Annotated in this window: 20 protein-coding genes and 6 tRNA genes; all 26 read right to left on the bottom strand. The window is 35.9% G+C overall.

Translation table 11 applies throughout. The features are described 5' to 3' along the window. Positions 1–568: 568 nt before the first annotated feature. Positions 569–2,035 carry a TolC family protein gene (locus tag AC0NBN_RS01765; protein ID WP_160811802.1) on the bottom strand — a complete coding sequence of 489 codons (1,467 nt, stop codon included), beginning with the start codon at positions 2,033–2,035 and terminating at the stop codon, positions 569–571. Then, entirely contained in the window at positions 2,028–5,192 is a 3,165-nt protein-coding gene (locus AC0NBN_RS01760) for an efflux RND transporter permease subunit (protein WP_160811803.1), read from the bottom strand. Before AC0NBN_RS01760 ends, AC0NBN_RS01765 begins: the two co-directional genes overlap by 8 nt. 15 nt (positions 5,193–5,207) lie before the next feature. Further along, a complete protein-coding gene (locus AC0NBN_RS01755) occupies positions 5,208–6,293 on the bottom strand; it encodes an efflux RND transporter periplasmic adaptor subunit (protein WP_160811804.1) in 1,086 nt (361 codons plus the stop codon). A 102-nt stretch (positions 6,294–6,395) separates the two neighbouring features. Then, on the bottom strand, positions 6,396–6,836 hold the full coding sequence (locus tag AC0NBN_RS01750) for a hypothetical protein (protein WP_160811805.1): 441 nt from the start codon (positions 6,834–6,836) through the stop codon (positions 6,396–6,398). Between the two features lie 142 nt (positions 6,837–6,978). Next, entirely contained in the window at positions 6,979–7,626 is a 648-nt protein-coding gene (locus tag AC0NBN_RS01745) for a response regulator transcription factor (protein WP_160811806.1), read from the bottom strand. 7 nt (positions 7,627–7,633) lie between these two features. Further along, the gene (locus tag AC0NBN_RS01740) at positions 7,634–9,454 is read right to left on the bottom strand and encodes an ATP-binding protein (RefSeq protein WP_160811807.1); all 1,821 of its coding nucleotides are present in this window, start codon (positions 9,452–9,454) and stop codon (positions 7,634–7,636) included. Positions 9,455–9,533: 79 nt separating this feature from the next. Continuing rightward, positions 9,534–9,851 (bottom strand): hypothetical protein, encoded by a 318-nt coding sequence (locus tag AC0NBN_RS01735; protein WP_160811808.1) that lies wholly within the window; start codon positions 9,849–9,851, stop codon positions 9,534–9,536. Position 9,852: 1 nt separating this feature from the next. Then, positions 9,853–10,911: a hypothetical protein gene (locus AC0NBN_RS01730; protein WP_160811809.1), complete on the bottom strand. Its 1,059-nt coding sequence runs from the start codon at positions 10,909–10,911 to the stop codon at positions 9,853–9,855. Between the two features lie 71 nt (positions 10,912–10,982). Further along, a complete protein-coding gene (locus AC0NBN_RS01725) occupies positions 10,983–12,671 on the bottom strand; it encodes a hypothetical protein (RefSeq protein ID WP_160811810.1) in 1,689 nt (562 codons plus the stop codon). 4 nt (positions 12,672–12,675) lie between these two features. Beyond that, positions 12,676–13,308, bottom strand: coding sequence for a hypothetical protein (locus tag AC0NBN_RS01720; protein ID WP_160811811.1), 633 nt, complete (start codon positions 13,306–13,308; stop codon positions 12,676–12,678). A gap of 39 nt (positions 13,309–13,347) precedes the next feature. Further along, positions 13,348–14,316 (bottom strand): hypothetical protein, encoded by a 969-nt coding sequence (locus AC0NBN_RS01715; protein WP_160811812.1) that lies wholly within the window; start codon positions 14,314–14,316, stop codon positions 13,348–13,350. 160 nt (positions 14,317–14,476) lie between these two features. Further along, positions 14,477–16,213: an APC family permease gene (locus AC0NBN_RS01710; protein WP_160811813.1), complete on the bottom strand. Its 1,737-nt coding sequence runs from the start codon at positions 16,211–16,213 to the stop codon at positions 14,477–14,479. A gap of 768 nt (positions 16,214–16,981) precedes the next feature. Next, positions 16,982–17,281, bottom strand: coding sequence for a phosphate ABC transporter substrate-binding protein (locus AC0NBN_RS01705; protein WP_474466696.1), 300 nt, complete (start codon positions 17,279–17,281; stop codon positions 16,982–16,984). Positions 17,282–17,901: 620 nt separating this feature from the next. Further along, positions 17,902–18,507 (bottom strand): hypothetical protein, encoded by a 606-nt coding sequence (locus AC0NBN_RS01700; RefSeq protein ID WP_143883956.1) that lies wholly within the window; start codon positions 18,505–18,507, stop codon positions 17,902–17,904. A 154-nt stretch (positions 18,508–18,661) separates the two neighbouring features. Beyond that, positions 18,662–20,179, bottom strand: a complete 1,518-nt coding sequence (locus AC0NBN_RS01695) for a TROVE domain-containing protein (RefSeq protein WP_160811814.1) — start codon at positions 20,177–20,179, stop codon at positions 18,662–18,664. Positions 20,180–20,311: 132 nt separating this feature from the next. Then, positions 20,312–20,860, bottom strand: coding sequence for a 3'-5' exonuclease (locus tag AC0NBN_RS01690; RefSeq protein WP_160811815.1), 549 nt, complete (start codon positions 20,858–20,860; stop codon positions 20,312–20,314). Positions 20,861–21,092: 232 nt separating this feature from the next. Beyond that, complete coding sequence (locus tag AC0NBN_RS01685) at positions 21,093–22,055, bottom strand: RNA ligase, Rnl2 family (RefSeq protein ID WP_160811816.1); 963 nt, start codon at positions 22,053–22,055, stop codon at positions 21,093–21,095. A 92-nt stretch (positions 22,056–22,147) separates the two neighbouring features. Continuing rightward, positions 22,148–22,705 (bottom strand): DinB family protein, encoded by a 558-nt coding sequence (locus AC0NBN_RS01680; protein ID WP_160811817.1) that lies wholly within the window; start codon positions 22,703–22,705, stop codon positions 22,148–22,150. After that, on the bottom strand, positions 22,702–23,076 hold the full coding sequence (locus AC0NBN_RS01675) for a cyclic-phosphate processing receiver domain-containing protein (protein WP_160811818.1): 375 nt from the start codon (positions 23,074–23,076) through the stop codon (positions 22,702–22,704). The genes AC0NBN_RS01680 and AC0NBN_RS01675 overlap by 4 nt, the downstream gene beginning before the upstream one ends. A 128-nt stretch (positions 23,077–23,204) precedes the next feature. Beyond that, complete coding sequence (locus AC0NBN_RS01670; RefSeq protein WP_160811819.1) at positions 23,205–23,690, bottom strand: ribonuclease H-like YkuK family protein; 486 nt, start codon at positions 23,688–23,690, stop codon at positions 23,205–23,207. Positions 23,691–23,818: 128 nt separating this feature from the next. After that, positions 23,819–23,889, bottom strand: a tRNA-Trp gene (locus tag AC0NBN_RS01665). Positions 23,890–23,897: 8 nt separating this feature from the next. Continuing rightward, positions 23,898–23,970 (bottom strand) — tRNA-Gln (locus AC0NBN_RS01660). A 91-nt stretch (positions 23,971–24,061) separates the two neighbouring features. Then, positions 24,062–24,134, bottom strand: a tRNA-Phe gene (locus AC0NBN_RS01655). A 90-nt stretch (positions 24,135–24,224) separates the two neighbouring features. Next, positions 24,225–24,298: transfer RNA gene (locus tag AC0NBN_RS01650), tRNA-Leu, on the bottom strand. Between the two features lie 286 nt (positions 24,299–24,584). Next, positions 24,585–24,657 (bottom strand) — tRNA-Glu (locus AC0NBN_RS01645). Between the two features lie 166 nt (positions 24,658–24,823). Beyond that, positions 24,824–24,907 (bottom strand) — tRNA-Tyr (locus tag AC0NBN_RS01640). Positions 24,908–25,028: the final 121 nt, after the last annotated feature.

Raw genomic sequence — 25,028 nt, 5'->3', positions numbered from 1 at the left:
CTGTTCATAAGCCAATCGCTATGAATAAAGTTTTTCTTTATGGTTTTGGATTAATTACAGAGTTATGATCAGGCAACCCTGTTTTTTAAAAATTATTTTGAGATCAACAGCAAAACTTAAATTTTATCTGAATAACTTCTTTCTGATCTCTTAACTTAAATACTTTTTGCAGTCAATAACTATCCGAATTTTGAGAGTTCAAATTTGATCATTATTTTTTTCTTATAAAAGTTTTTTCACCCTCTCATCCTGTAGTTGCAGTAGTCTTTACTTTTATGAAAACAGGATGATCTCGTTTGTAATTACCGTTTGCAAAATTCCTCTTTTTTGGACTTATCTGAAAGTTTTTTGGTCTCTGTATTCCGTAGTTGCAGTAATGCTGTAGTCAGTCAAAAAAGATGTAACAAAGTACTTTCAGATTCATAGAGATCAATTAAAAGTTGACTCAAAGCTTAATCTGATTTTGTCTTTGCTTCTTTCAGAAGAATTATTGCCGCAAGATCTTCAACCACAAATCAAAAAGAGACTTACCAACCGATAAGTCTCTTTCTGATTAATTAAACAATTCTTATTTCTTTATTAAATTTTCCTGATTTATTAGGTTCTGATCCCATCCACCGCCAAGTGCTCTGTAAACAGCAACACTGGCTTTCAGTTGATCAACTTTCTTTTCAACAAGTTCAAACCTTGATTCTAAAGCATCTCTTTGTGTAAGCAGAACTTCCATATAATCTGCTCTTGCATATTTGAAAAGATCATTAGAAATATCAATAGATTTTGTTAAAGCATCAACTTCCTGCATTTTAATACTGACACTATTATTCAGATTTTTGATCTTCGAAAGTTGATTTGCCACCTCAATGTAAGCTCCTAAAACCGTTTGTTCATAATGATAAACTGCCTGAATCTGCTTTGCATTTGCATTTTTATATGCTGCTTTTATTGCACTTCTGTTAATCAGCGGTGCAGTAAGTTCTCCGGCTAAAGAAAACAAAAACGACTCAGGTTTTATTAAATATACCGGATTAAATGCCTGCAAACCAATTCCTGCTCCAATATCAAGAGAAGGATAAAATCTTGCTTTTGCAGATTTAACGTCCAGCTTTGATGCAGCCAGTTCATACTCTGCCTGCTTAATATCAGGACGGTTTTCCAGAAGCTCAGAAGGAATTCCTGCAAAAACCGTTTGTGGAATTACAGAGTCAAATCCATGACTTCTTTCCACCGGCTGAGGAAATCTTCCTACCAGAAAATTTATTTTATTTTCGGTTTCTACAATTTTCTGCTGGATTTCATACTGCATTCCCTGCGTTCTCAGAACCTGAGCCTGAAATCTTTTCACAGCAAGTTCATTAGAGCGTGCATTTTTTTTCAGTTCTTTTATAATATTCAGAGCATCATTCTGGATTTTAATATTTTGATTTAAAATGACCAGTTCATTATCCAGCGCAAGAAGCTCATAGTAAGAATCCGCAATCTCAGAAATCAGATTGGTAATCATAAAGTTTTTACCTTCTACAGTCGCTAAATAACGCTGAACCTGAGCTCTCGTTGCATTGTGAAGTTTCCCCCAGATATCGGTTTCCCATTTTGCCTGAGCTCCTATTCCGAAATCAAATAATGGCTCCGGCATTTCTTTTCCAGGTTCAATTTCAGTATTAGCTTCCATTGCACCGATATTGGTATACCGGCTTACTTTATCAACTCCGGCTCCTGCTTTCAGCCCAACTGTCGGCAGATATTCTCCTTTTCTGGCTTTAATTTCATTTTTAGAAATTTCAATTTCCTGAAGAACAATATTTAATTCCTGATTATTCTGAAGTGCCTGGCTAATTAATGTCTGAAGGTTCTGATCGTTAAAATATTCATTCCATTTTATTTTTCCTGAATTGGAAGAATCATCTTGCTCAGCTTCATACATTTCAGGAACTGTTTTGTTTTCGGCACGCTGCTGTATTTCTACAGGTTTGCAGGCAGTAAGGCTTATAAAAAAGACTACCGCTCCTGCGTATTGATATAATTTATTCTTATTCATAATGGATCATGTCTTCAGTTAATGGTGATTCATCTTCGTCTTTGATCATTTTTCTGCCGTCCGATAATTTAGCAAAAATGTAGTAGAGCCCCGGAATTACAATCACTCCGAACAGAGTTCCTACCAACATTCCCCCTAAAGCAGAGGCTCCGATGGTATGATTTCCCACCGCACCTGCTCCTCCTGCAAAAACGAGCGGAACCAAACCTGCAATAAATGCAAATGAGGTCATCAAAATAGGTCTGAAACGTGCTCTTGAGCCTTCAATGGCAGCATCAACAATAGAATCTCCTGCCTGCCGCCTTTTTACCGCAACTTCTACAATAAGAACAGCATTTTTACCTAATAATCCGATGATCATAATTAATCCTACCTGTGCGTAAATGTCATTTTCCAGTCCCATCGCTTTTAATAATAAAAATGACCCAAAAACTCCGACCGGCAATGAGAATAAAACCGCAAACGGAATGATAAAACTTTCATATTGTGCTGCTAATACCAGATAAACAAATACTAAAACAACAAGAAAGACATAAATTGCTTCATTACCACGCTGTGCTTCATCATAAGACAGTCCTTCCCAAGCTACTTTGTAACCGTGAGGAAGCGTCTTTTCTGCTACTTCGTTGATTACCTGAATGGCATCTGCTGTTGTATATCCTTCCGCCGGAAGTCCACGGATTGCCGCCGAATTGTACATATTATACCGTGTAATCTCATTCGGACCCTGAGTCTTCTTCATGGTCATAAATGCTGAATAGGGAACCATTTCACCATGGTCATTTTTCACGTACAACCCTAAAATATCAGTAGGAAGCCTCCTAAATTCCGGTGATGACTGCACGTACACTTTGAAAAACTGCCCGAAACGGATAAATCCCTGCTCGTAAGTACTTCCGATTAAAATATTGAGATTTTCCATTGCAGTACCAAGAGATACACCCTTCTGCATCGCTGCATTATTATCGAAAACCAACTCGTATTGCGGATAATTTGCTGCAAAAAAGGTAAACACTCCGGTAAGTTCTTTACGTTTTTTTAGTTGAGCGATAAAATCTTTATTTATTTTATCAAAATCCTGATAATTGGTGGTTCTGTTCATATCAAGAAGTCTCATAGAAAAACCTCCCGAAGATCCGAAGCCCGGAACTGCAGGCGGTTCAAAAAATTCAATGGTTGCTCCAAGATCTTTTGATTTTTCTTCAAGCTCCTCCATGATTTCTTTCACGTTATGCTCACGGTCATTCCAGCTTTTAAGATTAATTAAGCATGTTCCGGCGTTGGATCCACGGCCTTCTGTCATAATTTCGTAACCCGCCAATGATGAAACCGATTCTACACCATCTACGTTTTCACAGATTTTTTGTAATTCTCTTGATACTTTATTGGTCTGCTCAAGCGTTGATCCCGGTGGAGTCTGAACAATCGCATAAATTGTTCCCTGATCTTCGTTGGGAATAAAACCGCCCGGAAGCAATCTATTGACAATAAAAATTCCTACACAGAAAGCGCCGAGAATTCCCCAGGTAACTACTTTTCGGGTTACTATTTTTCTTAGGAATAAAGCATATTTTCCTGTTATCTTATCAAATCCTTTATTGAAAGAATCTAAAGATTTAACGAAAATGTTAGATTTTTTTGGTTTTCCATGGTGATTTTTTAATAACATAGCTGCCAAAACCGGAGTCAATGTTAAAGCTACAACCGCTGAAATTACAATCGAACTTGCCATAGTAATCGAAAACTGGCGGTAGAAAGTACCAACAGGACCCGTCATAAACGAAATCGGAATAAATACTGCAACCATTACCGCAGTAATGGCAATGATCGCACCTGCAATTTCTCCCATTACTTCTTTTACCGCTTTATAAGGGGTAATAGTACTATTTTCTTCCATCTTGGCGTGAACAGCTTCAATTACCACTATTGCATTATCTACTACAATTCCGATGGCTAAAACCAACGCAAAAAGTGTTACCAGATTAATTGACATCCCAAAAAGCTGAATGACGAAAAAAGTTCCGATCAAAGAAACCGGGACAGCAATAATCGGGATTAATGTTGACCGCCAATCTCCTAAGAATATAAATACAACAATCGCTACCAAAATAAAAGCATCTCTTAAAGTATGCATTACCTGCTCAATAGAAGCATCAAGGAATTGTGAAACATCATAACTGATTTTATAATCAACTCCCGGAGGAAAGCTTCCTTTCATTTCTTCCAATTTGGCTTTCACATCTTTAATTACATCATTCGCATTACTTCCATAGTTCTGTTTTAATACAATAGAAGCCGAAGGGTGACCGTCAAGATTCGAATAAATATCAAAAAACTCACTTCCCAATTCTATATTGGCAATATCTTTCAGTTTGATATTTTCTCCTTCAGAATTGGACCGAACAATAATATTTTCGTATTCTTCAGGTTTATTGTATTGTCCCTTATAAGTAAGCACATATTCCAGCGACTGTGCTGCAATACCAGAGCTTTGCCCTATTCTACCGGGACGGCCGATAATACTTTGCTCACCAATTGCTTTCATCACCTCATCTACAGAAATTGAGTATGCTCGCATTCTGTCCGGATTTAGCCAGATACGCATTGCATATCTGCGGCTTCCCAGAATCTGAGATTTAGCAATCCCATGAATACGGTTGATTTCCGGAATAATATTAACTGTTGCATAATTGTACAGAAATTTTTCGTCCATGCTTTTATTGGTGCTGTATAAATTTACATACATCAACATACTTGGCTGAATAGGATTTACTACAACCCCTTCCTTCTGTACCAGTTCGGGAAGCAGAGGCATTACCTGATCTACTCTTGTTTTTACCAGAACAACAGCCTCATTAGCATCGGTTCCGGGATCAAAAACTACATTCACTGTGGCTTCTCCTGCACTTGTTGCATCGGTTGTGATATACCGCATTCCCTGAACACCATTAATTGCATTTTCTATGGTAATTAAAGAAGATTTTACCAATACATCTGCACTTGCGCCCGGGTAAGCAATGGTAACAGCAACCGTAGTAGGAGCAATTTTGGGAAACTGCTCGGTAGGAAGCTGCTTAATGGCAAGACCTCCGATAAATAAGATAACTACCGATAATACAATAGCGAAAACCGGTCTGTGTATAACTCTTTTAAACATAATTCTGCTTTTAAATTACTCGGCATACAGATCCAGATTCGACATCACTTTTTCAGGTTTTTGATATTTGACATTAATCTTCTGGTTTTCCTGAACCATTCTAAGACCGTCAAGAAGAATTTTTTCATTCTTTCCAAGACCTGAGGCTACTACATAAATATGCGGCAATTCAGCAGCAATTTTTATTTCTCTTGCTTTTACTTTATTATCTTTTGTAATTACATATACATATTTTTTCTCCAATTCTTCAAAAGTTGCTTTCTGAGGAATTATTAATGCATTGGCGTAAGGTGAAGTGATGACTATATTTCCTGTCTCACCGTATCTTAATAAACCTTTTGGGTTGGGAAAAGTTGCTCTGTAAGCGATATTTCCTGTTTCATTATCAAAATCAGACTCAATAGTTTCTACAATTCCGTCCTGAGGAAACTCTTTCCCGTTTGCCATTCTGAGACGAACGTGCAAAGGATCATTTGTTTTTCTGTCACTCATCTGATTCAGATATTCAGCTTCCGGAACGTTGAAGTATACCCACATTTTACTGTTATCCGAAAGTTCTGTGATTAATTCGCCATCATCCACAAGACTTCCTTTTCTCACATGAAGTCTTCCTACAATTCCAGAAAAAGGTGCCCTTATTTCAGTAAAACCTAAATGAATATTTGTAGAAGAAAGCTCTGCTCTGGCTTTTTCATATCTGGCTTTTGCCATCGCCATTTCCTGTGGAGCTACGATATCTTTGTCTGCAAGATTTTTGGTATTCTGATATTCAATTTCGGCATACCTGGCTTCAGCCTTAGCTTTATTTACATCAGATTGATATAAATTGGGCATTATTTTGAATAAAAGCTGTCCTTTCTGAACATACTGCCCCTCATCTACATAGATAGACTGAATATATCCTTTTTCCTGAGCACGAAGCTCAATATGATTGATGGAACGAATTTGAGCTACATAATCTTTATTGATTAATGTATCTTTTACGATTGGACTTGTCACATTAAAAGATGCCTCTTCTGTCTTTTCCTTTTTCTCTGATTGGCAGCTTATACTCCAAAAAACAAGACACAGACTGATATACATGAGACTTTTCTTGACCATGATGATAATATTTTATAATAATTTTTAAAATTGAAATAGATTTTTCAGCTTTCAGGATAACCAATGAAAGCTTTAATTTTTTCCGGAAAAATTATTATAAAATCACAGCCGGATGACCCTGTACTGAATATACAGATCATCCTGAGAAGGATGTAAAAGCTCTGAATGAGCCAGAGAAACAGCAACTTTTTTGTCGTGAAATTTCGTAACAAAATTTGAGATCAGATGCCGGAAATCTTCCTTGAAAAGCGTAAGCAATTCTGGAGAAGTCTCAACATTATCGTCATTTTCAGAATCAATTTCCGAGAAGTCAGCGCAAATATTGATGTAATGCGGATGATCAGCGGTATACAAACAAAATTTCCGGTCTTCTTTACCAATGTAAAAAACCGGATGCTCATTTTGACTTAAACCACTGCTATATTGAAGATCAAAAGATGTATCCTGAGAAATATACTGCTGCAGTTGCCCGTCATATATACCTAAAACGGTAAGCAAAGCAAACAGCGAACTATATAAAAACTGATAAAATCTACTTGACATTCTGATGGCAAAGGTAACCAAACTTTAATCTTATTTACAAATATGTAAAATTAAAAAAGTGTTAAAAGATGAGAAGATAAGTTGATTACTCAACAGCCGACAATTTTACCTTCAAAAAATGAAAAAAAATATTTTGAAGCAATTAAATCAACCTATTTCTCTTTGCCATCTCCACCGCTTCAATTTTTGAATGTACCTGCAGTTTCTGGTAAATATTTTCGGTGTGACGCCGAACGGTGGACGGTGAAATGAATAAATTTTCAGCAATGGCGGTGTAAGGAAGCCCTTTGGAAAGTTGTTCCAATACTTCAATTTCCCGAGCAGTCAGCGTAATTTCCTCTTGATTTTCGGGTGGCGTGATCAGTGGATGGCGCAGTAATTTTAAGGTTTTCATCGCAATGGATGGTGTCATTACTGCGCCACCTTCCAAAGTTTGTACAATGGCATCGTAGAGGTCTTTTGGCGGTGTTTCTTTCAATAAATAACCATCGGCTCCGGCTTGTATGGCATTGAAAATATTTTCGTCATCGTCAAAAACCGTCAGCATAATGATTTTGATCTGCGGATATTTTTGTTTGACCAATTTTGTCGTTTCAATGCCGTTTTGATTGGGCATTTCGATGTCCATCAAAATGAGGTCGGTACGTTTATCGGTCTGCAATTTTTCTATACATTGCACGCCGTCATTTGCCGTGAAGGAAAGTTGTATATCTTCAAAAAGTGACAATTTATCTTTTACACTTTTGATAAGAAAATTATTGTCTTCGATGATGGCGATTCTTGTCTTCATACATTTCTTAATTATTATGAACTTTAAACCACACCTTCGTTCCTTTCCCAATTTCCGATTGCAGTTCCAGTTCGCTGTTTAATTCCAGAGCTCGTTTTCGCATATTTAACAAGCCGTTTCCGGGTTCAATTTCACTTTCTTCAAATCCTTTTCCGTCATCTTTTACCTGAAATTGTAGGGCAGAATTTTCTTTGGAAATGAGAATTTCAATCCGGTTTGCGTCTGCATATTTAAATGCATTGTTCGTAGCTTCCTGAATAATCCTGAAAATATTCAAGCCCTGAATGCCCGTAAAAACTTCTTCTTCCGACACATCATTGGCAATCTGAAATTCAATCTGGGTATCGCTTTGCGATTGTTTCGCTTTTTCGATGAAATTAGCAATCCGGCTTTCTAAATCTTTGATGGTAATGCCTTGTTTGTTCATCGCCCAAATGGTATCCCGCAGCTCCTGAATGGTTTCTTTGGCAAAGGAACCAATGTTACTCAATCGTCCGATCAGGTTTTCGTCTTTGTCCTTCACATAATATTTAATGGTGTCGATGGCGGAAATGATAAAGCTCAATTGTGCCCCGATATTGTCGTGCAAATCCCGAGAAATCGATAAACGTTGCTCCTGCAATTTATTTTGATTTTCAATTTTTTGGAGTGCCAATTTCATCTCGTTTTCCTGTTTTTCACGGAGGTTTTTCAGTACTTGTTGTTTATACAATAAAAAACCAATTAACCCAATAATTACTACCAAAGCAGCCAAACCAAAAATCCAGAAATTACGGTTGGTCAATTTTGCCTGTTGTTGCAGGATTTGATTTTCTTTTTCTGCCGTTTCGTATTTGGTGGAAATTTCTTCTACATCTTTCAGTTTTTGAGCCGTGTACAAACTGTCATTCAGCACGTTAAACGATTTCAAACTCTCAAAAGCTTTTTGATAATTGCCCAGCGCTTCGTAATTGCCGGTAATCTGTTCGTAATTGTATTTTTGAATGTCGGTAAATTTAATTTTTCGGGCTAAAACATTGCTTTGTTCAAAATATTCATTCGAAAGCTGGTGTTGTTTGGTTTCTTTGTAAAATTCACCCAAAGCCGTATAATTCAACATTAAGGCAAAATCATCGTCCAGTTTTTTACGGATTTCGAGCGCCTGTTTCAGATAATTTTCTGATTTTTTATAGTCTTTAATCAGCAATTGATTGTAACCCAAAAACTCCAATGCGTAGCCAATTCCCACGCTGTCATTCCGCTGCTGCTGAATGCGTAATGATTTTTCGAACCGAATATTTGCTTCTTTATAATCCTGAAAGTCATCCCTGAAAACCACGCCACTTTCATTGTTGATGCGGGCAATTCCTTCGAGATCGTTTTCATCTTCATACAATTTCAAAGCTTTGTCGTAAAATTCCAATGATCTTTTCGGTTGTTTTAATTTGCGGTACATTCTCGCCATATCATCATAGAGCAAGCCCAATTTTTCGCTGTTGTCCGACTTTTCCAGCAACGGAAGTGCTTGGTAATAATAAACCGATGCACTGTCTATTTTCCCTTTTTTCCCATAAGAAAGCCCGATGTAGCGTAAAAAGTCACCCTGATTCACTTTGTCGTTTTCGGCTTTTGCCAATTCCAAACCCCATTTCGAAAGCTGAATGGTTGCATCAAAATCTTTTTGGTAAATCTTTTTCAAATGATCCTGCAACACCGAAATTTTCTTCGGATAGGCTTTTTGCTGTGCCACAATTTGCTGGATGCTGTCAACCGTTTTTTGGGTTTGGGCGTATGTTTTGTTGAACAAAAAAATATAAAAACACAGTATTAAAAGTAGAATTTGTTTCATATTGCGAAAGCTTAATTAAGAATTGAATTGCTCATCAAATTCACTCCTTTCATTATAAGCTGTTAAATTAATAAAAAAATCAGGTAGAACTTTCTTCGGATTTGAAAATTTTCAGGATGGATTGCAAATAAATCTGAAGCGATTGCAGTATTTCTATTGAATTTGGCGAAATGGAGGACGGGTTTTCTGATTGGGTCAAAAGTTCGTCCAGTTCTTGCCAACGTTGTTCTACCGATTGGTTCATCGCTTGTTGAAGCGCGTTTGGTCTTTCTTCTGTAAATTTTTCTGAACGACTTTCTAGCGTAAGCGCATAATCGTTTAAAACCTTTTTCAATAAAGGAATGAGCAGCAATATCAACCCAATAATCAGTATAAAAAACAAAGCCAATGCCATCATTTTATTGTCCTTTTTGCTTTTTTATTTTCCGCCATTTCACAAATCCCCAAATTAAAACGCCTACAAACAATATTACGATAAGAATGGGCGCCACAATCATAAATATCGTGAGCAAACCTGGCAAAGCTCCGCCAATGGTGCTATTTACTTCGTATGGATTGCCTAATTCTGCTTCGGTGTAAGTAAGTTCATTGAACGAAATTCGGCTCATTTCATCAATAGCAATGAATAGTTTCTCAGACTGAGCGGTATGTTTTGCAAAATCGAAATTCTCTATTTTTTCGTAATAAGATGCCACGAGATTATCGGCGGGAGTGGGTGAAAAATTGCTTTTGCTTCCGGCAAATAGTTGGTATTTTTCATTGAATTTAAAGTTAAATCCACCCGACAAACCTTGTAGATGTTCCAGTGTTAATCCGTCTTTCAGCTGCACATAAAAATCTCCCTTTTCTATGGGTTGATGCCAAACACTGCCGCTTTCCAAAAGATAGATAAACGCATTTCGGTTTTCCAAATTATAGCCTTTACGTACCTGCGCATCATTGGTGTTCACGATGAAATAAACCTCTACTGTCTGAATTTCATTCGGTGTAAAAGCCATTTGCCAAACCATCCAATTGTCGCTGAACGGATTTACATTTCGGTCGTTGTGATTGAGTTCCGGATGATTTTCTTTGATTAAATCTAACCAACGTTCTTTGGCTTTGATTTTAAATTGACTTAAACTGTCGAGGGTAATTTGGTTGAGATCCTTTTCGCCACCCGAATAGATGCCGTTTACCGGATAACCCATTTTAAATTGCAGGTTTTTGTTGCTCGTATTCTTAAAAATATAGGTTCCTTTCACCACGGCAAAACCTTTGTAAAGCTGAATGTAAATGCGTTCCTGCTGCATCTGCACTTTCTTAAAACTCAGGCTGTCTTCGGGATACAACATCGTAAAAACCGTTCCTCCGGCGTTCCAAATGCCCGGTTGCGCAGCATTGGCAAAGGTTTTCTGCGGTAAAAGCAGCCAACAAAAGACTATTATTGTGAAAATAAATTTGATATATTTTTTCAATGATTTCAGATTATCGTAGATTTAGTTCTTTCTGCATTTCCCCAAAATGTTGATGACTTTTCACCAAATTATTAGTTGTTTTTATCCATCACATCATGTGCCTGTTTAATGAAATGCTTATATTGCTCCGGCGTCATCATTTGCTTAACTTTTTTCCGAATACCCCAATAACTGCTTACCGTTCCGATTCTATATACTAACATAAATGCGCTTTCTTTATCATTAGAATACAAGCTTTTATACATCTCATAGAAATATGCAGCTATCTGATCTTCGGTTTTGTTTACTGCTTTTTGGTCTTTGATAACTTTATAAATTACCTGATCCCCATCACTTTTGCTTTTTTTGAGTTGATCCTGATAATTTTTGGTTATTGAAGTCATTTCGTCTTTGTTGTAAACCGGCTTATTATCAACATAATTATTTTGATTAAGATTGTTTTTAATGTCAAGATAGCCAAACAAAGCATTGATAAACATTCCTTCCTGGTTACTGTAGAGTTTTCTCACCGACTCGTTGTTATCATTTTTCGTAAGAATAATAAACTTTTCTTTGGACTGAAAATAGGTAGCATTTTTCAATTTCAATGTGAGATCTTTATCACCAACGATATATTCTATTACTACTACCAGCTTCTTATTCGGTTCGCCTAAATTTTGCTGCCAATTTGCTGTAAAATGATATTTCGACAGTTCATCTGTTTTTTTAAAACTAAAATTCCCTTCTACTTTTAATACATCAATGTAATTATTTACTTTTTGCAGAGCGGTTTCCTGGTTGTATTTTCCGTTATACAATCTCGTTTCGGTAGTCTGACCAGGCAATTCTGTCGTTTTTATCGTAGAAGAAGTTTGAAGAGTATTATTTCCCTTTGGTTTCTTGGGCTTAGAAAGACTCAGAATATTATTGTAATATGTGACGTTTACCGGATAGAAATCCTTTCGCAACCGAATGACCAACTGACCTCTTAGATTATTATATTGATCGACCATTACTCTGACAATATTCGGATCAAATGCCTCCAAACCGGCTTCATCAAAAGAAAACTTCTTCGGGTTATTAGATATCTGTTCTCTTTTTTGGCGCACAAATGAAGACGTAATCAGCGGAATACTTCCTTTAGTTGCCAGTTTTCCTTCTTTATAAATGTGCATCGCAACATCCCAACCTCCTTGGTTATTTTTTGTATATGTAAACTTGAACTCTTCGGTTTCCATTACGCCTGTAGCAACGTGAGGTTCAGTAATTTTTTCGGAGATAAGCTGACCGAGTGAATTGTAAACAAATTCCTGTTTGTAAATTACTTTACCGGTTTTGTCTTTATTTATAACTGAAATCAGACGGTCGTTATTGTCATAACTGCAAATCATTGAACCTTTTTTGGTCACCAAACCTTTATCATTTACTGTAATTGAAGTTGTACTTTCATAGCTTTTTGCCCCTTTACTATCAAGAAACGCTGTGGTTTCATTCAACAGTTTCCCTTTGGCATCATATTGATAAGTGAATTGTATTTTGCTTGTTCCCGCAGCTTGCGAGGTAATTTTTTCCACCAATTTTCCTGACTCATTAAAATGCAAATAAAAAATCTCACCACCTATGCTTTTAGCACTAAGTTCCTTGATAGGTCCGTTAACGTTGAAATGATTGGTAGTATAAAAAACAGCGGCAGGATTGAGCGGGGCATTTTTCCAGTCAATAGTTTGTGCTGAAAGATATAGATTGAAAAAAATCAGCAATAATATGATCGTTGTTTTCATTGTTTTAGTTTTTTTGAATTTGATTGTCTGATTTTGTTAAAGACTGTATCATTATTTTCAGCAGCAGAAACGGAAGCACTATTAGTGCAGAACCCCAACGATTTTCTGGTGTAAATATTTCGGGATAATTTTTTACTACAAAAAACATTACAACACCTCCAACAATAATTGAAATATGCATTACAACAGCATTTGGGCTGAAAGCACTCAAATAAATTTGTATCGGCTGCTTTGTTTTATGAATAAGTATTCTTTCAATTAAAATAAAAATAAGGTTGCCATTGAAAAACCAATTCTGAAAAAACAAAACTTCCATATTGGTAAAGATGATTTCGTGATTGCCTGATCCGGCGATGAACCCGAAAAACACAACGATAAACACCCAGTAAATTCCCATCAGAAATAAACTACCAAATTCAAATCGCTCATTGTTTTCGCAAATTGCATTTTCGTTTCGGTTTCTGAAGTAAAAATCTACTGCCAACTGTACCAAAGCATTCCACCAAAAGAAATAAATCAGATAAAAAACCGTGGTTTGACCATTCAGCACAGACAGTAAAGTAAGACTTAAAAAGATGATAAAATCCCACTTTCTATAGTTTTTTATCTGATTACGAAAGGTAGCTTGCAATGACATTATAAATAGTTTTTAACCTAAATTTAAGAAATCAAAACTTTATTTATAATATTTGGATTGAAATTCGTTGAGGTGGTGTTTTAGGAATACATCAATAGCCTGCTCAATTCCTTTTTGATATTTTTGAGCATCTGCCGGAACTATTGCAGCTTTAGCTGTGGCTTTGTTTTTTGCCGAATACAATGTTCCAAAAGCCGTTTTTGTTCCCCAATTGTCGTAATCAGAAGCTACGTAATTGGTGATTTTTTCTTCCTTAATTACTCCGTCAATATCTAAATCTTTTTTCAGGACACCCTGATATTCTGCCAAAGGAGAACCTCCGATTTTATTACGACCAACTATGAAATGGGCAATTGTATTATCTTCTGACAATACCAGATTTGTTTTTGCTACTACATTGGCTCCGATACCGCTTTTGCTTGAAGCTCTGGTGTTTACAAATTCTACGTATAAATCTACACGAACCACAGCTGCATCATTAAGCTCTTTAGAAAGTTTTGTGGTATTTTCAGTCGAGCCTTTTTCTTTGTAGAAGAAACCTACGTTTTGCGGATGGACAGTAACAGCACCTTCTAGAATATTTGAAGGAGTCATGTTTAAGTTGGTACTGTACTGATATCCTTTATAGAAATCTGTGTTTTTTCCTTCTTCTGCTGCCATTACATTAAAGCCTTTTGATTTTAAATCTGATATGAATTGTGCATACGCATCATTTGTGATGTTTTGCAGGGTTTTTTCTGAAATATCCAAACCAACCGCCAAGGAGGCTTTTGCAGCACCCATCACCGCTCCAAATATTCCCGAACCGCCTTTCTTGGAAGCAGATTTCTCGCTATATACCTGATAATGCACAGCAAAATCAGCGATATACACATTTTTGTTATCTAATTTTGGTTTTTCCAGACTTGCAGGACCGGCTTTTCCCGGCTTAAAATCGCCTAAAGTTTGAGCATTAATGGTAGAAATCCCCATTAAAACCGCCATCGAAAGTAGTAATTTAGTTTTCATTGCTGTTTATTTTAAATTGATATTATGCAATATTATTTAAAACAACAAGGCAATAAAATAGGGCAAATGCACCATTTTCACTAAACAGGCTTATAATAAGATTGAATAAAGTGAAAACAGCGCAGCAAAAAAGTTTAGATTGAATCTGTTTTAAAGATTGCTATAGTATAAGTCTTACACCGCCCAACTCATCAACCCTGTAGCTGAATCTTTCACCAGGACTGCTGATGAACATGAAATTTTTGGGAATATTCCATTCCTTGCTCAGCTGATCTACCAGCTCAGGAGTAAACTCTCCTACCATTGTAATATATTCCATATCAACCTCAGGATAAGCTCTGTCCAACGTATCAAAATCTGAAAGAAATTTGGGATCGGGTTCTTTATTTTTATCAAGAATAGTAACAATTTTCATTTTGTTGGTCACCTCATTTTCGTGCAGATACATCATTACTTTATTGAGGGTAGAAATATCATCACCTTTAGAAAAAAATACAAAATTCTGTTCATACAGTTTTTTCAGGCTTCTGTTTAAGAAACGCTGTCTTGTAACGGTGTATCGTTTATATCCTTTAGATACCGATTCCAGAATATTTACAATAAAGTGCATAATATCTTTTCTCATCAGCATTCCCAGAATAAGTAAAACTGAAGGCACAAAATACTGTAAAAAGGTAACCAGATACTGCGGGTTTGCTTTCACATTTCCGTACAATGCAATAATAATAGCAAAAAGTGCTATCAATACAGCGCCGGGTTTGGCATATTCCGGTCTTGGAAGCCGGGAGCGTCTTAACTTTAATAAAATATTCCCTAAGGCAAAAGATGCCATTACTGTTAAAAATGAAAGTGCATATACTGCAGCTAAAGGTCCTAATTTGCCTTTTGTAACCAGCAAAACAGAACAGCACAGAAGAAAAAACAGAATAAGGATTCTGTATGTACTGCCTCTTTTGTTTTCTTTGAGAAAATAATTTGGAAGAATCCTATCTAAGGTCATTCTCTTGATAAGACCATTAACCCCAACAAACGAAGTAAGTACTGCTCCGCTCAAAACCGTAACAGCATTAATTGAAACAATTGTCGCCAACCAGCTTCCACCTGTTAAACTTCCGATATAGCTGAGAAAAGAATTCTGATGCTCACCAACCTCAGCAATCGGAATAATGCAAATTGCCAAAAAGGCAATCAGCGGATTGAGAATAGAAACTGCAATCCACATATTTCTGAGAGTTTTCGCAAAAACGCCTCTTTTTTGTTCCTCTACGAAATTTGATGAACTCTCAAACCCAGATATACCGAGCATTGCAGCAGAAAAACCAAAAAATATGGCCGTCATAATGCTTCCGTTTTTTACCGGCAGGTGAAAATTGGATGTAAGTATAGAAAAACCATTACTCATTACGAAATAGATGCAGGAACCTATCAATAATGCCATTGTTGTAAGGTGGAAAATAAATATTACCAATGCTACAACAGCACTTTCTGAGATACCCAAAACAGTAAGTCCCAAAAAGATCAGCAACAGAACAAAGGTTGCAATATTTACATCAAAATATGGCAGAATGTGGTGCAGATAATGCATTGCCTCGCTTGAAGAAATAACGGCTGTTGCCATATAGGAGAGAATGGTGAGGCAGGCTGCCACTGAAGCATTGCTTTTTGTTGTTGTATTGAGCAATACATTGTAAGCACCACCATTAAGAGGAAGTGCTCCTACCACTTCACCATAAATTTTACGGAACAAGAAAAGTATTGCTGCAACCATGAGAAGAGCAATCCAGGCATATTGTCCTGCAGCGACTATTGCCAAAGCAGAAACGTAAAGACAAGAAGAGGTAATATCATTTCCGCATATCGCTGTAGCGTACCATTCACCGAGTTTTTTTGTAGACATTTTATTTTGATCTTTTATGTTTAAGAATGTAATAATAACAAAAAAAGTTCATTTTTTTGGCTTTTGTATTAATAAATATGGCATTAAAATTTTGTAATACTCATTTAAAAAGAGGCAAAAAGCGAGAAAACATTATATAAATCATTTTCAGATTTATTCTGGAGTCGAACCAACATCATAAGATTAACCGAAGTAAGTTTTCTCTAACGGCACTCTGTTTTCAAAGAGGTTACAATCAAAAGACTTCCCGATCTTTTTCAGATCGTTTGGACTCGAACCAAAATTATACCAAGAAGTAAGTCTTTTCTACGACACTCTTTATTATTAAATCAAGGTAAAAAATATAGAATCTTTCTGTGCATTTGCTCTACCAACTGAGCTACTTTTCCTTTTGGGAAAAGGCAGGACTCGAACCTGCGTCCCAATGATTAATAACCGAAGTATGATTCTAAAACGACACTTGATTTTTGTGTTTAATATTTAAAAAAACAAGGCAAATTCTGATAAAAGCGGTCTTAAAATTTGTCTAGCCACTCGACCAAGCCTTTGTCAGGCGAAAGGATTGACTCCGTCGAATCTTCGGTTTCGAACCTCTGTAAAAAATCGAAGTTACTTTTATCTACAGCACTTGCGTGTAATACAAACTGAGCAATTTTCAAAAAGAGTCTTTTTTCAATGGAAAGCCGAAGGAGCTCTTTCTTACGGAATCAGTTATAAGCAAGGTGAAAAATTCAAACAGAACTTGTGTACGGTACGTTACCATTTACTCTATTCACTTTGGAAGCAGAACTCGAACCCGCAAAACCGCCCTTTAACCAAGAAATCCTGTTTTACGACACTTACTTTTTTAGTTTTCCATTGGGTTTTTCTGTATTTTTTCCAGTTTCTCTGAAACTTAATTTCTTTTGAATTAATGGTTTCAAAACCATGCGGAAAACAATAAGAGCATCCCATCTCATTTCCATATAAAATTCTGGAAATCCGGATATTTGAAATTTTCTTCGGAAGGTCAATTAATCCATATTCATTGATTCCGAAAGACTTTTTTAATGTTTTAAATTTTTTCATAAGTATTGAGTATTTAACTTCAATACAATGTTCCTTTAAGCCATTTTTTGTAATAATTCATAGTTATATGTCTTGTTGATGCAAAGTTATCGTCTTAGTGCGCATTCTTTTTACGCAGTTAAATTTATTTTAAACCAAGTAACAAGTTATAAGAGTTTTAGAATACTGTTCAAATTTTAAGTTTGACGATGGAACTCTTAAAAACGACATTGGTTATAAAAACCGAGCAATCTAACGAAAAGACTCATTTTTCAATTGGAAGTCGAAGGAATTCTTTTCTTACGGCACCGGTTTATCTTTTTTATCATTGCGAGGAAGGAAATGACGAAGCAATCTCATTTTTATATTTGTTCTTTTGCCTTGAAGCAAAAGAACCAAAAATTCAAGACTTGGAAACTCCGGCTAAAAATAATCTATACTCTCTAAAAATTCTAAAACTCGCGCGAATTCAATATTTGTTCTTCGGTTCTGAATTTGTGATGCGCTTCGAATAGTAGAATTTTTTTAAACGTTCGCATAGCTTATTTTCTTAACATCTACATTTCCTGTGTCGTTTTCACAACTATTGTTTTAGTTATTGCAAGAAGTGAAGTGACGAAGCACAATCTCAAAATTTGAAATTATATTTCTGTCAAAAGCTTAATAACTCTATTATTGAAATGTACTTGTCGTTCTTTCATTTTATTAATTTCAATTTGCAAAGCTAATTCATCAACTTCACAAACAGATTGTATACTTTCTAATTCACTTAACAGATTCTCGGTATAATCGGAAAATTGAATTTTACCATTTTCTTTTTTATAGAAAATCCACGGATGACCAATCCATAATTGTGACCATTCTGATGAGTCATTCTCAAAAACATATTCCCAGTTTTTTAGATTTTCAAGATCGCAGCAGCAGGTGGGTTCAATTAAAATTTCATTGTTTTCCATTAAAATAAGACCTCCATTAAATGATGCCAGAAAATCAGTTCCTTCTATCTCAACATCTTCAAAAATAACTTTTAAAATAATTTTTAAGTTTTTATCATCTATGTGTTCAATATCCACAAAATAAGAACCTTTTTCAATTGGATTCAAATCTAGATTTAATGTTTTAATAGCTTTTTGCCATCTTTCATAATGATCTTCAGGATTTGATGAACATGAAAGTTCAGGAATTTCATATCCTTCTTTTGAAAATCCAAAAGGATCAATTTCAATAACGTTAAAAAGTTGTATCATTTTTATGCAGTTTTTATTCCTAGCCCCTATTGCAGCGGCATCCTTTTTCTAAAATGGCTTTGAAAAAAAGCGTTGGCGAAAAAGATATAGCGGAAAGCGGGATTAAGCTCCTAAAAAAATTGGTTATTAGTTTTATTTTTAAAAGCAGTGCCTTTTACAGCACTACTTTTTTAATTATTTCTACTGCAGATTTTCGGTCTTCTAAAGCATTCAGTACATCGAAAATTTTGTCGGACCAACCTGCGATAAGATAGACATCATTTTTTCTCACATCCAACGGTTGTTTTCCGTAACCTGCCAAATCAAAAATATACAATTTTGCGTTTGGATTGATACTTTTGTACTGATTCCAAGAGTTTTCAAAGGAATTTCTACCGCCGTTGCTATCCCACATTTGAGTATCGGTAAACAACATTACTTTATCCACTTTTTCACGTCTTTTCAGTAAATCTTCGATTACCAGATAACCATTTGTGGAGTAACCTACCTCACCTTCTCTTTTGTAGAACGCATCTACGTTTCTCAGAATACCGTTTTTAGGCATCGGAACTCTTTTCCAACGGTCACCAAACATACCTGAAACCACGTTTTTGCACTGTGACTGCAACATCATCGACATCAGCAAGCCAATATCGTACAACAATACTTTAGATTTCGGAGAAACCGGCTGTTGCATGGAACCCGAAACGTCTGCCGCGATTACCACCGAAGTATCGAAACCAAAACCTTTGATGTTTTTGGCACTCACCAAAACAGCATCTTCCAATGCTTCCAGAATTGATGAAATATATTTTGAATCGATTGTTTTCAATTCTCTATACGCAGCCAAAAATCTGAATGGCAATTGTTTCGAGTTTCTCACGGCTTTTTCGTCTGACAAATATCTGCAAACTTTCTGCATGGCATCTGAAGAAATGTTGGCTTCTAAGATGTTTCGCAGGTTTCTCAACGTTGCCATATAACCGAGTTTGTTGCTGAAAATCAGTTCTTCCCATTTGTTTTTGAAAGCCAATTTTCTTTCGGCATCATCAGCAAATTTGGTCTGACCCAAAACCGAAAGTTCTACTTCCCAAGTGTATGGAGTTTCCAATGAATCATTAACAATTTTGTTAAAAATTGACTGCTGATTTTCGTCTTTTGCTTTCGGATGAACCAGAAACAATGCGTCTTTCAAGGTAACCTCAGCTTTTCTGTTGTATTTTGCGAATTGATATTCATCAAATTTATTGAAAGATTTTACCAAACCTTTCTGAATTTGCTTTGACAATTTGTTCAGTTTTTTAAGATCTGTTCTTTCATTTGCCAATTGGTAATAAGCCAGCAATTCTGTGATTTCGTCTGCTCTTTGGATTACACCGTCAACGGTTCTGCTTACCAAATCTGTACCTGAAGTCTGTTTTGCCAATTCAGTCGTCAAAACCAACGGAATGGAACGCAGGTACATATCTTTTCTTGCATAAACTGCCAATTTTGCAACGAATTCCGGATCATTTTTCTGAATCAGGGACTGAATTCTTGTGAGTCTTTCATTTCCTTTTTCGTAGGTGGTATTGGATAATCCTGTTGTAACAACAGCACTGTACAATTCTTCTGCAGGTGTCATCGTATAAGCTTTTGCACCTTCGTAGTTCGTTACTACTTTATTCTCTTTTCTTAAAAAATTAAATTTCATGGTTACTGTTTTTTGTTAAACATTTTTGGAAGATTATCACTTCCTCTCTGATTTCTGATGCAAAGTAAGAATGCTTTTGCGCAATGTTTTTGCGTAGTAAAATTAATTGCTATAAATTTTCTTTTTTTTCAATCAGATTCTCTGCAAACACCAAAATAGAATCTTGGCAATGTTCTTTACGTCATCAACTCCTCTGTGATGGGTTCCTTCCAGCGGGAGTTTCAATTCTTTAAGAGCTCTTTCCATTCCTATACTTTTTCTTATTGGATGAAGTTCTCCGAATAATGTTTTCACATTGATGTGATCATTACTTAATGGATAATCAACCTTGAATTTTCTTGCCTGATTCTGAAGCATATTCAGATCGTAATTTCCGTAACTTGCCCAGGTAAGATTTTCAGAATCATATTCAGCTCTCAGAATATCTAATGCATCTTCCAGCAAAACGCCTTTCTCATCAAGCATTTCCTGCGTAATGGAAGTCAGTTCCGTACAAAACGGACTCACTTTTGAGTATTGAGGTTTTACTAAAACACCCTCATTTCTGGAAATCTTTCCGGTTTTTGCATCCATAATGCAAACACCAATTTCTATGATTTCACTTTCCTGTCCTCTCGGCGGGCGGTCGTCCCAACACGTGGCTTCAAGGTCTATAATTAATATTTTGTTTGTTGTTTTCATGATTTTTGTTTTAAAGGTTTGAAGATGGAAGTTTCAAGAGCACGGAAATACTTCCGGTACCCGACTTCAGACTTCCAGCTTATTAATTTCTCGGCACAAAAGGCGGTCTGCTATGAACAAGATTTTTGGTTTCATTTTTTTAAATGTTCATAATAAGTTCCGAATTAAAACTTTTAATATTAGACTTTAACGATCATCAACTCTTCTTTTATCACATCAATCACCAAAGAATTCAGTTTTTTATTAATTTTTTCTGTTCTTCTTTCTCAATGGTAGTGAAAACATTCGGAAAATCTTTTTCAAAATCCTCTAAAATATCCTGCGCAAAAAGACCAATGACTTTACCGACCATTTTGGGTTCAAATTCACCAATTTTGCTGACCACGTTGTTTAGCCTGTTTACGGTTGCATATTTTTGGATTTCTTCCCAAATATTCTGCGCTTTTTCGCTAAAGCTGATCTGCTTTTGAACGGTTTTTTCCTGTTTTCTTACCACTTTAGATTTCTCGATCCATTTTTCATTTTTATTTTTCAAAATGACTCTTGAGCCGTTGCCAAAATATTTGGTTTTCAAAGTTTTCACAATGGTTCCTTCGCACATATTGTTCTCAATTTCAGGAAGTCCAAGCCAGCCCGGAATTTTAGAATCGAAAACATTCGGAAACTTCAAAGCTTCTTCCAAAGTTCCCTGAAAAAGAATTTTTGCATAGAAAAATCCGGTTTCTTCGAAAATTTGGTTAACTACATCGGTATCCAGATAAGTAGTTCCGTTTAGCTTGATGTCGAATGCGTAAAATTCGTTGTGAGGTGCATATTCAATACCTTTTTGCACTTTTACCGCATCTTTTACAGGTTCTACTTGTTTGTGTTTATAACCGCCGCCGAACAATTCACCGTAGATCACTACAGTTTCCATATCGGGAAAAATAGTTTTCACTTTCTCGAAAACTTCCATTACATTTTTTCTGTAACGTTCTAAAATCTGATGTGCATTGAAGAATTTTTCATCCTTTTCGATGAAAGCGGTTCTCTTCCCGATTTTAATTTCCTTTCCATTGGTAAAGAAAGAGAAATTAGCCCCATGAACTTTTTCCTGCACGATGAAAACCTCATCCCCAAAACCCTGAATCCTGATCTGATCGATCACGCGAATCTGATAAGCGTTTTCTATTGAGTTATATGTTTTGAAAATCATTTTTTTAATTTTTAATTTGTTTTTACTTAAACCTCACAGATTTTGAAAACCTGTGAGGTTTCACTACTGTCTGAAAAAGACAATCCAAGTATTCAAATCGCTTCTAATTCATTATTTTTCATCTGAGTAAGATGTCTCCGAGCATGAAGAGAAAGGAAATAAATGTATTCGTATACATTGATTTTCCCCAGTTCATTTACTGTCATTGTAGTTTTGCAGAGAAGACCTTCGCCGTTTTTCATCAGGTCTAAATAACTTAAGCATTGATGATATTGCTGAGTAATTAAACTTCTTATTTCAGTTAAATTTAATTCTCCTTTCGGCTCCATATGTTCTGGTCTTATCCATTCAAAAGCTTCGTATTCACCTACTTTTTCAAACTTTTCCTGATTGAAACGGTAATTTTTTATTTCAAGATTCAAATCAAGATGCAGAGAATTCCGCATTGCTTTTTTTGAGCCTTTTTCAATGAGTATCAACAGATAAAAGTTCGTGAGATAAATGTGTTCCAAAATCTGCAGAACTGTCCAACCTTCATTTGAAGGCTGAAAATTCAACGTTTTATTGTCTTTATCAAACCACTTGTCAACCTCATCAAAACTGCGCTTCAAATGCATTTTTATGTCCTGAATGAATATGAAAATGTTCATGATAAATTTTTAAAGTTTTTTAAAAGGCTTTCAATATTTTCTTTTCCGACAGGATTCATGGAATGGCAATAGAACTCTGGCAAATCCAAATAATTATCCATACAATATTCTACCAGCCATTTTGCACAATCGTAGCCTGTTTTTTCAACAAATTCCTGAGAATCCGGTTCCAAATAATGTTCATCGGCAAGGTCGTGGTCAAAAGAGATCATTTCGGGAAGTCCTTTTTCCAAAATTCTGTTGACAAACTGTTCGTAATTTCGAACGATATGCCAATCTTTTCTGAGGAAAATATCCTGTTTAGTATAATGATACGCTTCAATCGGATATCTTATATCGTCCAGAAACAGCAATCTTTTTGTTATTTCCATTGCTTATTTTTAATTTGTTATTAATTAAACCTCACAGGTTTTGAAAACCTGTGAGGTTTCTGAAAGCTTTAAAATAAGTGTAGAAAATTAAAAAACTTCCATCTCCTATCATTCCACTTCCAGCTTTATCACACCATCATATCAGCACAATTGGAACTTGCGAAGGCGTAAGGTTTTGCTTTAAACACATATCCCATTCCCAGAATATATCCCATTGCGTCTCTTAAGGCAACATTGGATTTGAAATCCGGATCGGTGTTAATGTCTGCGTGTACCTCCATTTCCACTCCATAAGCATCCAGAACAGCGCAAATAGCGTAAGCAATTTCTACGGATTTGTTTACCTCGTTCAGCATACGCTCTTTGATACTGATAGTCTGTATTTCTCTTTCTTTTCTGATAAAGGTAAACGCTCCTTTTCCCTCACGAATAAACACTACTGCCGTAGCATAATTAATGGCATCCCCGTATACATGGGAGTCTGAACCTACACAAACCTTCAGTCGGTGTCCATTTGCCTGTTCGCGGATGATGGCTTCTTCTACCAGCTGTGTGATAGAGCTTTGGAAAATTTTTCCTGTCATGTTCTGCCATACTTGTTGTTGCGTTTCCATTTTTTCTACATGTTTTTTGTTTTGTTTAAATTTTATTAATTACGTCAATTGTAAATTGTCACTTCATTGTATTGTCAATTTAAAATTCACTTGTGAAGCAAATTCACCATTGACCATTAACATTCTTGCACTCCGAACCGGACTCGAACCAATACCATCAGTTTTGGAGACTGAGATGCTGCCATTACACTATCGGAGTAGTTTTTGTTGATTCATCAGGACTCGAACCTGAACAATAAGAGTCAAAGTCTTGTGTGCTGACCAATTACACTATGAATCAGTTTAATTATTATTGATAAATGATGAGTGATAATTGATTCTATTTCCCAGATTAATCATTTATCATTGATGATTTATCAATTATATTTTTGTGGAACAGACAGGAATCGAACCTGTACCTTTAGTTTTTCAGACTAACGTGCAGACCTGCTACACCACTCTTCCAATTTTATAGGTAATGAGTAATTGGTAATCAGTAATGTCTTTTGCCTGTAATTTATTACCCATTGCTTATTACCGATTACTCATATTCTGTACGGGAAGAGGGATTCGAACCCCCAAAACCTTGAGCCTAAATCAAGTGTGTCTGCCAATTCCACCATTCCCGCGGATTTTTTATGAATGATAATTGATTAAGAGATAAATGATTTAAAACATAATGTTTTCATCAATTATAATCTATCATTCATCATTAATAAAATTAGGTCCGAGAAAAGCCTGTCTATATTTATAAACTATGCCTGTAATGTTTTTTAAAGATCTTCTGCGCTCGACAAACTTTTCTCTTTCCATTTAACTTTTTTATTTGTGAATTGTCAATCGTCAATTTACTTTGCAGTCAATTCCTAAATTCACTTGCGGAGCAAATTCACCACTTACCTGTTCACTTTCCTGTACTCTATAAGGGAATCGAACCCTTGTTTTCTGCTCGAAAGGCAGGCGTCCTGAACCGTTAGACGAATAGAGCGTTTTGTTGTGAATTGTTAATCATCAATTTACTTCGTAGTCAATTCTTAAATTCACTTGCGGAGCAAAATTCACCATTCACTTTTTTTGACCATCTGACCAGGAGTCGAACCTGAACAACAAGAGTACATTTCCTGCATGCTGCCATTACATTATCAGCGGTGTTGTGGAAGTAGTAGGATTCGAACCTACTCAGCAATGAAGCAACAGATTTACAGTCTGCCCCGACTCTCCAGCTTCGGCGTACTTCCCTTTTTTCATGAGTAATAAGTAATTGGTAATGAGTAATATTTTCCCACTAACTTTTTAATCTTTAATTTTTGAAGAAAAACAAAGCCTGTCTTAATTTTTAGTTTGATGTAAGAACTTCTG

This window comes from Chryseobacterium sp. L12, from assembly GCF_056133985.1.
This window is presented reverse-complemented; position numbering and strand designations above follow the sequence as displayed.